The 14,393-nt window shown below is 66.9% G+C and carries 14 protein-coding genes and 1 pseudogene; 5 read left to right on the top strand and 10 right to left on the bottom strand.

Annotated features, from left to right (window positions below):
• Positions 1-191 precede the first annotated feature (191 nt).
• From purU to XCSCFBP4642_RS0102975, 6 genes are all read right to left on the bottom strand, one after another.
• Positions 192-1,043 carry a formyltetrahydrofolate deformylase gene (gene purU / locus XCSCFBP4642_RS0103000; protein ID WP_029218480.1) on the bottom strand — a complete coding sequence of 284 codons (852 nt, stop codon included), beginning with the start codon at positions 1,041-1,043 and terminating at the stop codon, positions 192-194.
• A gap of 214 nt (positions 1,044-1,257) precedes the next feature.
• The gene (locus tag XCSCFBP4642_RS0102995) at positions 1,258-1,650 is read right to left on the bottom strand and encodes an XVIPCD domain-containing protein (RefSeq protein WP_029218479.1); all 393 of its coding nucleotides are present in this window, start codon (positions 1,648-1,650) and stop codon (positions 1,258-1,260) included.
• A gap of 713 nt (positions 1,651-2,363) precedes the next feature.
• Positions 2,364-3,239, bottom strand: coding sequence for an NAD(P)-dependent oxidoreductase (locus XCSCFBP4642_RS0102990; protein ID WP_029218478.1), 876 nt, complete (start codon positions 3,237-3,239; stop codon positions 2,364-2,366).
• Between the two features lie 35 nt (positions 3,240-3,274).
• On the bottom strand, positions 3,275-4,405 hold the full coding sequence (locus tag XCSCFBP4642_RS0102985) for an NADH:flavin oxidoreductase/NADH oxidase (protein WP_029218477.1): 1,131 nt from the start codon (positions 4,403-4,405) through the stop codon (positions 3,275-3,277).
• Between the two features lie 48 nt (positions 4,406-4,453).
• Positions 4,454-5,335 (bottom strand): NAD-dependent protein deacetylase, encoded by an 882-nt coding sequence (locus XCSCFBP4642_RS0102980; protein WP_029218476.1) that lies wholly within the window; start codon positions 5,333-5,335, stop codon positions 4,454-4,456.
• Positions 5,336-5,761: 426 nt separating this feature from the next.
• Positions 5,762-6,697: an alpha/beta fold hydrolase gene (locus XCSCFBP4642_RS0102975; protein WP_029218475.1), complete on the bottom strand. Its 936-nt coding sequence runs from the start codon at positions 6,695-6,697 to the stop codon at positions 5,762-5,764.
• A gap of 90 nt (positions 6,698-6,787) precedes the next feature.
• Between XCSCFBP4642_RS0102975 and XCSCFBP4642_RS0102970 the strand changes: the two genes are divergently transcribed.
• Entirely contained in the window at positions 6,788-7,216 is a 429-nt protein-coding gene (locus tag XCSCFBP4642_RS0102970) for a MerR family transcriptional regulator (protein ID WP_033897930.1), read from the top strand.
• 72 nt (positions 7,217-7,288) lie between these two features.
• Here the strand turns inward: XCSCFBP4642_RS0102970 and XCSCFBP4642_RS0102965 are convergent, their stop codons facing one another.
• Entirely contained in the window at positions 7,289-8,557 is a 1,269-nt protein-coding gene (locus XCSCFBP4642_RS0102965; RefSeq protein ID WP_029218473.1) for an MFS transporter, read from the bottom strand.
• 97 nt (positions 8,558-8,654) lie between these two features.
• On the opposite strand from XCSCFBP4642_RS0102965, the gene XCSCFBP4642_RS0102960 reads away from it, so the two are divergent.
• On the top strand, positions 8,655-9,542 hold the full coding sequence (locus XCSCFBP4642_RS0102960) for a LysR family transcriptional regulator (protein WP_029218472.1): 888 nt from the start codon (positions 8,655-8,657) through the stop codon (positions 9,540-9,542).
• Positions 9,543-9,667: 125 nt separating this feature from the next.
• Positions 9,668-9,928, top strand: coding sequence for a hypothetical protein (locus XCSCFBP4642_RS26350; RefSeq protein ID WP_084624377.1), 261 nt, complete (start codon positions 9,668-9,670; stop codon positions 9,926-9,928).
• A 1-nt stretch (position 9,929) separates the two neighbouring features.
• Here the strand turns inward: XCSCFBP4642_RS26350 and XCSCFBP4642_RS0102955 are convergent, their stop codons facing one another.
• The 3 genes and pseudogenes from XCSCFBP4642_RS0102955 to XCSCFBP4642_RS0102945 all read right to left on the bottom strand — a co-directional run bounded on the left by XCSCFBP4642_RS0102955 (position 9,930) and on the right by XCSCFBP4642_RS0102945 (position 12,172).
• Positions 9,930-10,736 carry a TatD family hydrolase gene (locus XCSCFBP4642_RS0102955; RefSeq protein ID WP_029218471.1) on the bottom strand — a complete coding sequence of 269 codons (807 nt, stop codon included), beginning with the start codon at positions 10,734-10,736 and terminating at the stop codon, positions 9,930-9,932.
• 323 nt (positions 10,737-11,059) lie between these two features.
• A pseudogene (locus XCSCFBP4642_RS28160) lies at positions 11,060-11,182 on the bottom strand (LysR family transcriptional regulator); the annotation flags it as partial.
• A 72-nt stretch (positions 11,183-11,254) separates the two neighbouring features.
• On the bottom strand, positions 11,255-12,172 hold the full coding sequence (locus tag XCSCFBP4642_RS0102945) for a LysR family transcriptional regulator (protein ID WP_029218470.1): 918 nt from the start codon (positions 12,170-12,172) through the stop codon (positions 11,255-11,257).
• 127 nt (positions 12,173-12,299) lie between these two features.
• Between XCSCFBP4642_RS0102945 and XCSCFBP4642_RS0102940 the strand changes: the two genes are divergently transcribed.
• Positions 12,300-13,352: an aromatic ring-hydroxylating oxygenase subunit alpha gene (locus XCSCFBP4642_RS0102940; protein ID WP_029218469.1), complete on the top strand. Its 1,053-nt coding sequence runs from the start codon at positions 12,300-12,302 to the stop codon at positions 13,350-13,352.
• Positions 13,353-13,369: 17 nt separating this feature from the next.
• Positions 13,370-14,329, top strand: a complete 960-nt coding sequence (locus tag XCSCFBP4642_RS0102935) for a PDR/VanB family oxidoreductase (protein ID WP_029218468.1) — start codon at positions 13,370-13,372, stop codon at positions 14,327-14,329.
• Positions 14,330-14,393: the final 64 nt, after the last annotated feature.

The following is a 14,393-nucleotide window of genomic DNA, read 5'->3' as shown; positions in this document are numbered from 1 at the left end:
CGCCGAGGCCGGCGTATCAGCCGTAACCAAGGCAAGCGCCAACATCCATGCGGCAGGGAAATTCATGTGCATCTGAGCCCGTATTGATGGCGGCAATGTTCGACGCTGTGTGAGTAGGGATGCATCTCTTGGCCCGCCTTGAACATGAGGCCGAGAGGGTACCCACCCTTCTGCAGGCGGCGGGCACGTCGTCAGCGAAACACCACCGTGCGATGTCCGTTGAGCACGATGCGATGCTCGACGTGGCGGCGCACGGCACGGGCCAGCACCAGCGATTCGGTGTCGCTGCCCAGGCGTACCAGGTCGCGCGGGGTCATGGCGTGATCCACGCGGGCGACGTCCTGCTCGATGATCGGGCCTTCGTCCAGGTCCTCGGTAACGTAATGGGCGGTGGCGCCGATGATCTTGACCCCGCGCGCGTGCGCCTGGTGATACGGTTGGGCGCCCTTGAAGCTGGGCAGGAAGCTGTGGTGGATGTTGATCGCGCGCCCGGCCAATGCGCGGCACAGCGCAGGCGAGAGAATCTGCATGTAGCGCGCCAGCACCACCAGGTCGATGTGCAGCTCCTGGACCAGCGCAAGCAGCTGGGCTTCCTGCGCGGCACGCGTGTCTGCACTGACCGGCAGGTGGTGGAAATCAATCCCATAGGACGCGGCCAGCGGCGCGAAGTCGGCATGGTTGGAGACCACGGCCACGATGTCCACCGGCAGTTGCCGGCTGTGCATGCGAAACAACAGGTCGTTGAGACAATGCCCCTGCTTGCTCACCAACACCAGCAACCGCGCGCGGCGGCGCGCATCGTGCAATTGCCAGGCCATCTGGAACTCGTTGGCGAGCAGAGCGAACCGCTGTTCCAGGGTGGCGATCCCGGTGCCGGGCGGTTTGTTGAAATGCACCCGCAGGAAGAAGCGGCCGCTTTCGTCGTCGCCGAATTGCTGCGCGTCGAGGATGTTGCAGGCCAGATCGAACAGCAGACCGGTCACGCGATAGACGATACCGGTGCGGTCAGGGCAGGAGAGCGTGAGGATGTAGTCGGAGCGCATCGGGCGATGATAGCCAATGCATGCGGCCACCGGCGCAGTGTTTGCGTCGGTAACTTTTGCGGCACGCAGGTTCGCGGCGTGCTGCGAAGCCGTGCTGCAGATGGGGCACGGTCGCGATCTGCGACGATGTAGTCGACCCCGATCACGGCGGTTGGTACTCTGCAGACCGCGTGCACAACGGCTTGCGACGGGGGTCACGCGTCGGTCGGATGCGTCAGCGCGGCGGCAGGCGCAGCATCAGGCGACGATTGATTTCATCCAGCTGCGCCAGCGAATCTTCCACGGAGGTCTCCATCGCATCCTGGGTGGTGATGTGCGCACGCAGGTGCGCCGGATCGGACAGCTCGCCACGCACCAGAAACACGTTCTCGCCTACTTCGCCGACATGCCGGCTGAGCACTACATGGTCCACCTGATCGAAGCCATGCTGCTTGGCCAGCGGCAGCAGGCGTGCGGCCATGCGTTCGCTGGCCTCGTCGGTGGGCTTGTTCAATTCGGCATCGAGCACGCTCACCGCCTCGCGGATCTGCGCGAACAGGTAATGATCCGGATGCTCGGGATGGTCCGGGCCGACCTGGCCTTTGTCGATGACTGGCGGGGTGGTCATGGTGCGTCACCGGCATAGGTCGCTCCGCGCGATGGGCACGCGGAGGAACCGGGCCCGATGTGCAGGTGTCGCATCGCATTCTCCCTGAAGGCGCTGGTGATGGCTGCAACGCCGTGCGCATCGCGCAGATCGTTACCGGACCGAATCGAGCAGGCACCTTAGCCGCTTGCGGAGATTGCCTCAAGCCAACCGGGGCCTGGAGAACGACATCAAGCTGCCACGGGCCTGCGATGTGCTGTGCGGCGGCGTTCGTTTATCTACTGCGCCTTGGGTGGTGGCTTGAGTGGCTGCTCAAGGGGACGCTGCACACAGGGCTTGTGATGGGTGGCAGCAGCGGATCTCGCTCCGGTTGTGAGGCAGGCCAGCGCAGGACCGGATCGCCATATGCCTGCCAGTGACTGCGCGCGGACTGCGCGCCTGTGCCTGTGGGTTTAGCTGTGCAGAAGGCTCGCCGCGGTCTGGTTGCCTGCCGCTCAACGCAACTGGTGGGCTGCGCTTCAGTTATGTCGGTTGACGTACCCTCACCCCAACCCCTCTCCCGCGGGGAGAGGGGCCTTATTCCACCAGCCGGGGTAGTGTTCTTCAATCGCGGGAGTGGAGTGTGCTTTGAACTAAAGGCGACCGTGCAGGAGCGCCTACTCTCTTCCAGCTACCGAACTCGCACCAGCCAAGACGCTTCAACGCAAAACACGCTAGCTCAGTCGCCATGCGGCTCACGCCTGCCCCGCGCGGCGCGCTGCCACTTCGGCCAGAACGGCCCAGTCGGCATTGCCGTCGCCGTGGGTGATCGCGTCGTCCAGGCTGGCGCGCAGCAGCTCACCCAACGGCATGGGAACCTGCTTCTCGGCGCCGGCCTGGATCGCCAGATCCACATCCTTGCGGCCCTGGGTGGCGGTGAAGCCGGCGGGGCTGTACTGGCGCTGCATGATCAGCTGGCCATAGCCCTGGTACGCCGGCGCGGCGAACAAGGTGCTGGTGAGCATGCCCAGGAACTGGGTGGCGTCCACGCCATGGCCGCGGGCCAGCGCGCTGGCTTCGGCCATGGCGCCGATGGCGCTGGCCAGGCAGAAGTTGGCCGCCAGCTTCACCGCATTGACCTGCTCGGGCGCGCGACCGATGTGCCAGGTCTTCTGCCCCAGCGCATCGAACATCGGCTGCACGCGTGCCAGCGCGGCATCGTCGCCGGCGGCCAGGATGTTGAGCTTGCCCGCTTCGGCCACATCGACACGGCCGAGCACCGGTGCCGCCACGTAGGCGATACCGCGCTCGGCATGCAGGGCGGTCAATTCATGCGCCAGCGCCACCGAGATGGTGGCCATGTTGACGTGCACGCTACCGGCCGGCAGCGCATCCAGCACGCCGCCTTCCAGCACGGTCTGGCGCAGCGCGTTATCGTCGGCGAGCATCGAAAACAGCAACGGGCCATGCGCAGCGGCCTGCGCGGCCTCCGCCACCATGGCACCTGCATCGCGCAGCGGCTGCGCGCGTTCCGGCGAGCGGTTCCACACGCTCAGCTCGAAGCCGGCGCGCAGCAGGTTCTGCGCCATTGGCAGGCCCATCGTGCCCAACCCCAGAAATCCTATCGGCATGCGTGTCCTCTTCTGTATGGCCTGCGTGTTGGGCGTCAGCTGGCGAATACGCCGCGCGCCTGGCGTGGCTCGCTGCGCAGATATTGCGGTGCCGGCGTGACGCTGGCACCCAGTGCGGCCGCGGCATGCCAGGGCCAGCGGGGGTCGTACAGGATGCCGCGCGCCAGGGCGATGGCGTCGGCCTGGCCATCCTGCAAAATTGCCTCGGCATGCGCCGGCTCGGTGATCAGGCCGACACCGATCACCGGCGTGCCCACCTGCGCGCGGATCGCCTGCGCAAACGGAATCTGGTACCCGTCCTGCAGCGCGATCTGCTGGCGCGGATCCAGCCCGCCGCTGGACACGTGGATGCAGTGGGCGCCGCGTACATCCAGTGCCTCGGACAGCGCGATGCTCTGCTCCAGATCCCAGCCGCCGTCCACCCAGTCGGTGGCCGAAATACGTACGCCCACCGCCATCCGTGCCGACACCGCCGCACGCACCGCATCGAAGATGCGCAGCGTCAGCCGCATACGGTTCTCCAGCAAGCCGCCATAGGCATCGCTGCGCTGGTTGCTCAGCGGCGAGAGGAACTGATGCATCAGATAGCCATGCGCGGCGTGCAGCTCGATCAGCTGCAGGCCCAGGCGTTCTGCACGGGTGGCCGATTCGACGAATGCGGCCACCACCGCGTCGATGCCGGCCTCATCCAGCGCTTGCGGCGAGGGCTGGCCGTCGCGGAACGGCAGCGCCGAGGCGGACACGGTCTGCCAGCCATTGGCGTGGTCGGGCGCGATCGCCTCGCCGCCTTTCCACGGCAGGTCGGTGGAGGCCTTGCGCCCGGCATGTGCCAGCTGGATGCCGATCGGCATCGGCGACCAGCCGCGCACCGATTGCAGCACATCGCGCAGCGCACGCTCGCTGGCATCGTCGTACAGCCCGAGATCGGCGTAGCTGATGCGCCCTTCCGGCAGCACCGCGGCCGCTTCCAGGATCAACAGGCCCGCGCCCGATTGCGACAGCGTGCCCAGATGGATGCGATGCCAATCGGTGGCGCAGCCGTCCTGTGCGGAGTACTGGCACATCGGTGCAATGACAATGCGGTTGGCGAGCGCAAGCGGACCGAACGCGATGGGAGTGAACAACTGGCTCAAGGCAACATCCAGGCGCAACGGGGGAACGCCCATTGCACTGTGTGCCGCGCCGCCGCACAACCGCGGCAATGGATCACTGCGTCATGCAGAGCGCGCACTGCCGTATCTGGCCGCTGTGGTGTGCAGTGGATCAGGCGGTGGTTGCAGAAAGGCCAGCGCATCGGCGCACGAGCGTTCCACCTTCAGGCTCAACAGCGCATCGGCGCGCGTGCGCCCGAAATTCAACGCCGCGATCGGCACGCCATTGCGTGCCGCGGCCTGCACGAAGCGAAAGCCCGAATACACCATCAGCGACGAGCCGACCACCAGCACCGCATCGGCCGCCTGCAGATGCGCGAACGCGCGCTCCACCCGCTCGCGCGGCACGTTCTCGCCGAAGAACACCACGTCCGGCTTGAGCACAGCGCCACACGCCGGACATGGCGGCACCACGAAGCTGTCGAATGCCACATCGTCCAGATCCGCATCGCCATCGGGCGCCTGGGTGGCCTCCAGGTCGGCCCAGCCGGGATTGGCCTGCTCGAGCAGCAGCTGGAACTCGGTGCGCAGCATGCGCCGTTCGCAGCCCATGCAGCGCACCACATCCAGCCGGCCGTGCAGGTCGATCACCGCCAGGCTGCCGGCAGCCTGGTGCAGGCGGTCCACGTTCTGGGTGAGCAGCAATTCCAGTTGGCCACGTGCTTCCAGCGCGGCGAGTGCGTGATGGGTGGCATTGGGGTTGGCCAGCCCGAACCGCGGCCAGCCCACCAGGCTGCGTGCCCAGTAGCGCTGGCGCGTGGACAACTCGCCCATGAAGGCCTGAAACGTCACCGGTTGCGGGCGCTTCCAGCCGCCCTGCAGGTCGCGGTAATCGGGAATGCCCGAATCGGTGCTGCACCCGGCGCCACTGAGCACGAACAGGCGTTGGTGGCGCTCGATGAACGCCTGCAGCGCGTCGTCGGCTTGGGCTAGGACAGCGGTCATCGAACACCTCCAATTGGCATGGGATCGCCTTGCAGACACACACTGCGCGCAACGCGCTGCAAGCTCTACCGGACCGGCTGCAGCGCACGCTTGCTCGATGATGCAGTGAACCGTGTGGATTGCAGTGCACAGCGTCATCGGCACGGCTCGGCATCTAGTACGCGCTGCCGAAGGCGCCGGATGCAGGCGGATGGCCCACGCGTGCCGCTGTGAGCGAGCTCATGACATTGGGCCGGAATGGTCGATTCCAAGCAACCGCCTGGAGGGTGGCGCGCCGTCACAGGAGGGGCCGCCACCCAGGATTGCAGCAGTCGGCAAGCGGGCCTTGCGCTTACCGACACGCCGGTTGTACGAGCGCGGCGCATCATTGCTTGTCATTGCACACGCGCACCCCTCACCACGCAATCCCGCCGCTGCCCATTGCGCTCACTGCGCAACGCCAGCCTGCTCCATGAACTGCGCAAGATCCCGATTGAAGCGTGCGCTTTCTTCGAGAAACGGGGCATGGCCTGCCTGCCGATACAGGCGGATCTGCGCGCGCGGCTGCAACTGACGTGCACGCGCCAGCGTCGGCGCGCTCCGCACCAGCGCATCGCGCGCGCCGTACAGCAGCAGCACCGGCAGCCGGGTGCGCTGCAGGCCGGCGGTATCGATCGACATGCCTTGCACTGCGCGTTGCATGTCCCACGAGGCCAGGGCTGCATTGGCCAGCAGGGTGTCGAACACCGGCGCAGGCGGTTGAGTGGCAAAGCACAGCCGCAGGAAGTTCTGGACCGCCTGCAGATGGGTGCGCAGGTCGTCGGACACCAGGTCGCGATAGATCGACGGGTGTGCCCCCAGTTGCTGCGCGCGCAGTTCGATCACGCCATCGACATACACCACGCCGCCCAGGCCGTCATCGCCATACCGGCTGAGATAATTGCTGATCACCGCTCCACCCAGCGACCACCCCACCAGCACGGCATCGTGGGCATCAGCGGCCTTCAGCACTGCCGCCAGGTCGTCGGCCCAGCGCGTGCCGTCCTGATAGGCCGATGCGGCAGTGGGCTTGCCGGACAGGCCATGCCCGCGCAGGTCGTAGGTGATCAACCGGTAACGTTGCAGTTGCGGGTCGGCCAGCTGCGCATCCCAGTTGATGCGGCTGCCCAGCAGGCCGTGCACCAAGACCAGTGCCGGGCCGTCGCTGGCGCCATGCTCCTGCACGGCCAGGGCCACGCCATCGGGAGCGGTGACACTATAGCTGCGCGAGCGCGTTGTTGCAGGCGGGTGCGCTGAGGCGATACCGCAGAAACAGAACAGCAGAGCGGCGAGCGCGAGCCGCCAACAACGGATACGCATCCGCGCAACAGGATCAATCCACATCCAGATGCACTCCAGAACCCGGGAGCGCGCATCTTCGACGCCTGACACCAATGTGAGGGTCAAGCGTGGCGTGCCACGTATGCTTGGCAGATGGTGACCTCTTCCACATCCACACCCACCCTGCGGATCGGTACGCTCGCGCAGCTGAGCGGTGTCAGCGTGCGCGCGCTCCGCCACTACGATGCACAGGGCCTGCTGACCTCTTCGCGCAGCGCCAATGGGTATCGGGTGTTTCCGGCCAGCTGCGTGACCCAGGTGCGTCAGATCCAGCGCCTGATCGGGACCGGCTTCAGCCTGGAGGACATCCGCCGCTTTCCCGATTGCATGCGGCTGGTGGAAGGCGCGCAGCTCTGCCCGGAAACCCTGCCGGCACATCGCCAGCGACTGCAACTGATCGAACGCCAGTTGGCCGATCTGCAGCGCAGACGCGCGCGTCTGCTGGCCACCCTTGCGCAGCAACCATCTGCGGTTTCCGCGCCGCAACGCGCGCGCGGCAAGCGCGTCACCTCGTCCGGCTAGTGCACGCCGCCAATCGTGCCGTAGGCGTCTTTTACCGCTGCTGCGATCGCTGCACGGCCCTGTCAGCCTGGCTCATTCGCCACGCGCTGGATGCGGCGCGAAGCGGCCATAGGGACGGGCATCGTTCGCGCGTTGGCGCAAGACATGCGCCGCAGCAAACGCCAGCGCCAGCAGCGTCAGGCACATGCCGACCAGCCCGGCCCATCCGCCGTGCTGCCAGAACCAGCCGCCCAGCGCCCCGATCACGCTGGAGCCGGCGTAATAGGCCAGCAGATACAGCGATGCGGCATGGCTGCGATGGGCCCCGCCCAGCCGGCTCACCCACGCGCTGGCGGCCGAATGCGCGATGAAAAACCCGATCGTCAGCAACACGATGCCGGCCACTACCAGCGCCAGCACATGCGCCAGGGTCAGCGCTACGCCGACCACGCAGCACACGATGCCGGCGCTGACCACCGGCCCGCGACCGAAACGATCCGATGCCGCGCCGGCCACCGACGAGCTGACGATGCCGAACACATACGCGCTGAAGATCAGGCCGATCTGGCTCTGGCTCAGCGCAAATTCCGCCCCACCCAGTCGAAACCCGGCGTAGTTGTAGAGGCTGACGAACACGCCCATCAACAGGAACGGCAGCGCGAACAGCCATGGCAGGTTGCGGTCGCGCAGATGCCCGGCCCAGGCATGCAGATGGAAGCGCAGGTTGACCCCATGCCGGCGCACGAAATGACGCGAAGGCGGCAGCAGCCACAGGAAGGCAAACGCGCACAGCAGATCGAACCCGCTCAGCAGCGCCAATGCGGTGCGCCAGTCGGTCTGGTCGGTCAGCACGCTCATCATGATGCGCCCGGTCATGCCACCGAAGGCATTGCCGGCCACATACAGGCCGGTGGCCGCGCCCAGCTTGCTGGCGGGCAGTTCTTCGCCCAGGTACACCATGGCCACCGCCGGCACCCCGCCCAGCGCGATACCGGACAAGGTGCGCACCACCACCAGCGCATGCCAGTCCGGCAGGAAGGCGGCCACCAGATTGAGCACCGCGGCCACTGCGATCGAGACGAACATCAGCCCGCGCCGGCCCAGGCTTTCCGACACCGCGCCCGCACAGAAGATCGCCAGTGCCAAGCCGCCGGTGGCCAGCGATAACGGCAGCGAGGCCACCGCCGCATCCACGCCGAAACTGCGCGCAAATTCCGGCAGCACCGGCTGCACGCTGTACAGCAGCGAGAAGGTGGCAAAGCCGGCCAGGAACAAGGCCAGCCGGATGCGGCCAGTGGCCGGCGCGGCGGTATCGACACGCGCGGCAGCGCTCGGCCATGGGCGGGGATCGGAAGAAGACACGCAGACTCGGTGGAGACGTCGGATGGCGAGTATTCGCCTGCCACGACCCCCTGTCCAATATATGATGCTCGCAGTTGCCATATATGAAACAGATGCCATGGAGCTGCGTCACCTGCGCTATTTCCTGGCGGTTGCCGAAGAAGGCAACTTCACCCGCGCCGCCACGCGGGTCGGCATCGGCCAGCCGCCGCTGAGCCAGCAGATCCAGAGCCTGGAGCGCGAACTGGGCACACCGCTGTTCCGCCGCACCCACAGTGGTGCCGAACTGACCCCCGCCGGTGAGGCATTCCTGGGCGAAGTGCGCCGGGTCCTGGCCGATGTGGAACGCGCCGCCGAAACGGCCCGTCGCGTGGCGCGCGGAGAATCGGGCCGGTTGCGCATGGGCTTTACCGCCTCGGCGGCCTTCAGCCCGGTGGTGCCGCGATTGATTCGCGATTTCCGCCGACAGTGGCCGCAGGTCGAACTGCTGCTGGAAGAGACCAACACCGCCAGTCTGCTGGTGGGTCTGGCCGAAGGCCGCCTGGATGCGGCCTTCGTGCGCTATGGGCTGAGCACCCCGCCGGATCTGCACCTGCTGCGCTTTGCCGATGAGCCGATGAAGATCGCGGTGCCGGCCGCGCACCCGCTGGCCGCGCGCGCCAGCGCACCGCTGGCCGCGCTGGTCGGCGAGCCCTTCATCCTGTTTCCGCGCAGCTTCGGCTCCAGCCTCTACGACGAAATCCTGGCCGCCTGCCGCGAATCCGGCGTGACCTTGCGCATCACCCAGGAAGCACCGCAGATGTCGTCGATCATCAATCTGGTTGCTGCCGAACTCGGTGTGTCGGTGGTTCCCGCCTCCACCGCACAACTGCAACGCCCGGGTGTGCGTTACCTGGATATCGACGGGCGCATGCCGTTGGCGCGGCTGGCGCTGGCGGTGGCACCCGGCGCGCTGGAAAGCGCGCCACTGGTGCGCCATCTATGGGCGTTGGCGGAGTTGATCTGAGCGCCTGCGGCGGCAACCACCCTTGCGCCGGTCCCGGGCATCGCCATGGAACACCGCACGATGGCGCATCGCGTTGCAGGAATCGCCACGCAGCGCTTGACCTCAACTGCGATTGAGGTTGTCCAATGCAGACTCTTCCCATCGACTTGAATGCCATGCATCTTCGTCACCTCGTCCTGCCCTGCCTGGATCCCGACCTCACACTGCGCGTCTATCGCGACGTGCGAAGGTTGGGAGCTGCTGGCGGCTTAGAGCGGCGAGCAAGACGACTGCGTTATCGTCAGACGGCGAACCGATGCACCGCGCACCAGTATCTTGATGGTCAGGACATCTCGATCCCGGCATTGCACTTGCGCGGTAACGCGGCCGCGGCGTGCAACCGCTGACTCAATCGGCCACAGCAGGCACCGGCAGACGGAAGAAACTGCGCGCCGCCGCCGTGCTGTTGGCAGCCGTCGCGGCCACGGCTTCGCCACGGTCGCGTGCCAGCTCCTCGACGATATGCGACAGGAACATCGGCTCGTTGCGACGGTCCTTGGGCATGGGCTTGAGCGTGCGTGGCAGCAGGTAAGGCGCGTCGGTTTCGATCATCAGCCGGTTGGCGGGGATGCTGTGCACCAGCTCGCGCAGGTGCGCGCCGCGGCGCTCGTCGCACAGCCAGCCGGTGATGCCGATGTAGTAATCGCGATCCAGATAGGCGAACAGTTCTTCGCGCGTGCCGGTGAAGCAATGCACCACGGCCGCACCCAGCTTGCCGTCGAAACTGCGCATGATGGACAGGAAGTCCTCGTGCGCATCGCGCTGGTGCAGGAACAGCGGCTTGCCGTTGTCGGCGGCCAGTTGCAGTTGACGCTCGAAGGCCTTGCGCTGGGCCGGGCGCGGTGCGAAATCGCGAAAGTAATCCAGCCCGCATTCACCCACTGCCACCACTTGCGGATGTGCCTGCAAGGTACGCATTTCCGCTTCGCATTCGGCGGTGAATTCCACCGCATGGTGCGGATGCACGCCGGCGGTGGCGTACAGGACGCCTGGATGCTGCTGCGCCAGTTGCAGCGCCAGCGGCGAATGCTCGCGACTGGCGCCGGTGATCACCAGCTGTGACACCCCTGCGTCTTGGGCGCGTTGCAGCACCGCATCGCGATCGCGGTCGAAGGAGTCGTGGGTCAGGTTGGCGCCGATATCGATCAACTGCATGGTGCGGGTGTGGTCTGAAAGAGCAGCTGCGAGTGTACTGGGTGAGCGTTGCCCTCATCCGCCCTGCGGGCACCTTCTCCCGCAGGCGGGAGAAGGGACAGCTGCTGCAGCATCTGCATGCTGTCGGTGGTATCCGCGCGCGGCGAGCAACGTCTGCATCCTTTCGTCCGCATCTACGCGCGCTCTACGGACCCGAATACAGCTGACAGCACTAGATGCCGCCAGCGGTACCTGCATACCAGCGCCCTGCAGCGAGTGCGTTGCCGTTCCCCTCTCCCGCCTGCGGGAGAGGGGCAGGGGTGAGGGCCGCTTGCGCAAGACACTCACCCCACCTCCGGCACCGTCATCGCATCGATCTTTGCCGCCAAGGCCTGGATCGCCAGTTGCGCCGAGCGCGACAGCTGCCGCTGTGGGGCCACGCACAGCGCCAGCGTCATCGGTTCGGAGCGAGTGCGTTGCCGTTCCCCTCTCCCGCCTGCGGGAGAGGGGCAGGGGTGAGGGCCGCTTGCGCAAGACACTCACCCCACCTCCGGCACCGTCATCGCATCGATCTTTGCCGCCAAGGCCTGGATCGCCAGTTGCGCCGAGCGCGACAGCTGCCGCTGTGGGGCCACGCACAGCGCCAGCGTCATCGGCTTGGTCAGATGCTGGCGGAACGGCACGAAGGCCAGGCGTCCATCGGCCACGTCGGGTGCGGCGTCCAGCCACGACATCAGCCCCACGCCGGCACCGGCACGCACCAGGCCGCGCAGCGTGCGTACATCATTGCAGTGGGTGAGCCGCTTCACATCGATATGCTGGCGCTGGTACAGCACCTTGGCATGCTCGCCCACGATCAGCGGCGCGGCCGGCAACAGCAGACGATGTTCCAGCGTCTCGCTGAGCTGCAACTCGGTGCGGGTGCTGAGCGGGTGGCCGACCGGCATCGCAATGCCCAGCGGGATATCGGCGAACGCACGCACCTCCAGGTCCACGCTGCTCACCGGGTCCAGCAGCAGGCCGATGTCCACGTCCGCCGAGGTCACCATCTCCATCACCCGCTGGTTGCGCGCGGTGGACAGATTGAAGGTGATGCCGGGGTACTCCTGCACCAGCGCGGCCACCGCCGCCGGCACCACGCCCTCGCTGAGCGCGTCGATCATGGCGATCTCCACGTGCCCGCGGCGCAGACCCTTGAGCTCGTCGAAGCGCTCCAGCGTGCGCGCGTAGGCCTTCTCCCAGCCGCGCACGTCCACCAGCAGCAGCTCGCCGGCGGCAGTGAGCCGCAGACGCCCGGGCAGGCGCTCGAACAGCTGCGCGCCCAGTTCCTCCTCGGCCTTGAGGATCTGCCGGTCGATCGCCGAGGCCGACACGTGCAACACCTCGGAGGCCTTGCGGATGCTGCCGCAGCGGGCCACTTCGATGAAGTATCGGGTGAAACGGGAGAAGGTCAGCATGGGGCGTAGCTCGGTTGGCGTTGCATTTTTTGCAATGGCTTTGCGGAAAAACGATGTTTGATCACACACCCCCGGCTTCCTAGAGTCAATCCGGCACCGCTCCCCGCCCTACGCCAGAGACCGCCCCATGGATGTCGCCGTCCCCGCCCTGCCGCTGCACTGCACCTTCGAGGCGGCCGACTGGCAGCGCCTGGCCCAGCACTGGCACGCGGTGGCGCTGAGCAGCGAGGTGGGGCAGGCGCCATTCAAGGCCACCCTGCTGGATGAGCCGCTGGTGCTGTATCGGCTGGACGAGGAGCTGGTGGCTGCGCGCGATGTCTGCCCGCACCGCGGCGTGCCGCTGAGCATGGGCACGGCCGATGGCGGCGGCGTGGTGTGCGCGTACCACGGCCTGCGCTTCGGCGCGGGCGGGCGTTGCAATCACATTCCGGCCAGTCCCACGCAGAACATCCCGGCCAAGATGCGCCTGCACACCTATGCGGTGGCCGAGCGCTACGGCCTGATCTGGGTGTGCCTGGCCAGACCCGCCGGGGTGAGCGAGGCCGAGGTGCAGATTCCGCCGATGCCGGGTTGGGACGAGGACGGCTTTCAGCAGATCGTCTGCCCTGCCTTCGACATCGGCGGCAGCGCGGCGCGGCAACTGGAAGGCTTCATCGACGTGGCGCATTTCGCCTTCGTGCACACCGCCACCTTTGCCCAACCGGACAAGCGCGACGTGCCGGCCTACACCACCACCGAGACGCCGACCGGTTTCAACGCCGATTACCTCAGCAGCGTGGCCAATTATTCGGTGGACATGCCGCTGCCGGACGTTGACCCCAGCTTCCAGTGGCTGCGCCATTTCGAGGTGCATCTGCCGTTCACCGCCACGCTCACCATCCACTTCCCGGTGCCGGGCAAGCGGCTGGTGATCATGAATGCCGCAAGCCCGGTGTCCAAGCACAAGACGCGGCTGCTGGTGCCGATCGCGCGCAACTTCGACACCCATCTGGCGGTGGAAGACGTGCATGCCTTCAACCTGCGCGTGTTCGAGGAAGACCGCGCCATGGTGGAAGCACAGCGCCCCGAATACCTGCCGCTGGACCCGCTGCTGGAGGTGCACATCCCGGCCGATCGCAGTTCGATCGCCTACCGCCGTGGCCTGCGCAGCCAGGGCTATAGCGACTTCTTCCTGCGTTGACCGCCAAGGAGCGCGCCATGAGCCTGCATGAAGTGCGTGTGGCCGCAGTGGCCGAGCAAGGCCCCCGCCAGCGTGCGATCCGGCTGGAGTCGATCGGCAGCGAGTTGCCCGCATTCGAGGCAGGCGCGCATGTGGACCTGCACTTGCCGGATGGCATGATCCGCCAGTATTCGATCGCCAGCGCGCCGCATGTGCGCGATCACTATGTGCTGTGCGTCAAATTGGCCGATGCCTCGCGCGGTGGCTCGCGGCACCTGTGCGAGCAGCTCAGCCCCGGCGACCGCCTGCAGATCTCCAGCCCGCGCAATCTGTTTCCGCTGCATCCGGGCGAACGGCATGTACTGCTGGCCGCCGGGATCGGCATCACCCCGCTGCTGTCGATGGCCGAAGCGCTGGAAGCGCGCGGCGAGCCGTTCGTGCTGCATTACTACGTGCGCCGGCATACCGATGTGGCCTTCGGGCAGCGGCTGCAGCAAGGCTTTCTGCACGGCCAGGTGCAACTGCACCTGAGCGATGGCGGGCAGAGCCCGCGCGTGCATGTGCCCGAGGAGCTCGGCCAGGCGCGCGCACGCGATCAATTGTACCTGTGCGGGCCGGCGGCCTTCATGGATCACTTCACGCAACTGGCGCTGGCGCGTGGCTGGAGGGCGGCGCAACTGCATCGCGAGCGTTTCGCCGCGGTCGATCCCGCCCACGATCACGGTGCGGAGCGCGCTTTCGAAGTGGAACTGGCCGCCAGCGGCCGCGTGCTGCAGGTACCGGCCGATGGCAGCATTGCCAGCGCCCTGCTGGATGCCGGGATCGAGGTGCCGCTCTCGTGCGAGCAGGGCATGTGCGGGGCCTGCCTGACCGGTGTGCTCGCCGGTGTCCCCGATCACCGCGACAGCGTGCTCAGCGACGCCGAGCGGGCCAGCAATACGCAGATCACCCTGTGCTGCTCGCGCAGCCGCTCGCCGCGCCTGGTGCTGGATCTTTGAGCCGGCAGCATCGTGCGCGCACCGCAGGCGTTGCGCAGCTCCCGGCAGGCCGCGCAGCGCTCCC

The organism is Xanthomonas cassavae CFBP 4642 (assembly GCF_000454545.1).
Lineage (GTDB): Bacteria > Pseudomonadota > Gammaproteobacteria > Xanthomonadales > Xanthomonadaceae > Xanthomonas > Xanthomonas cassavae.
This window is presented reverse-complemented; position numbering and strand designations above follow the sequence as displayed.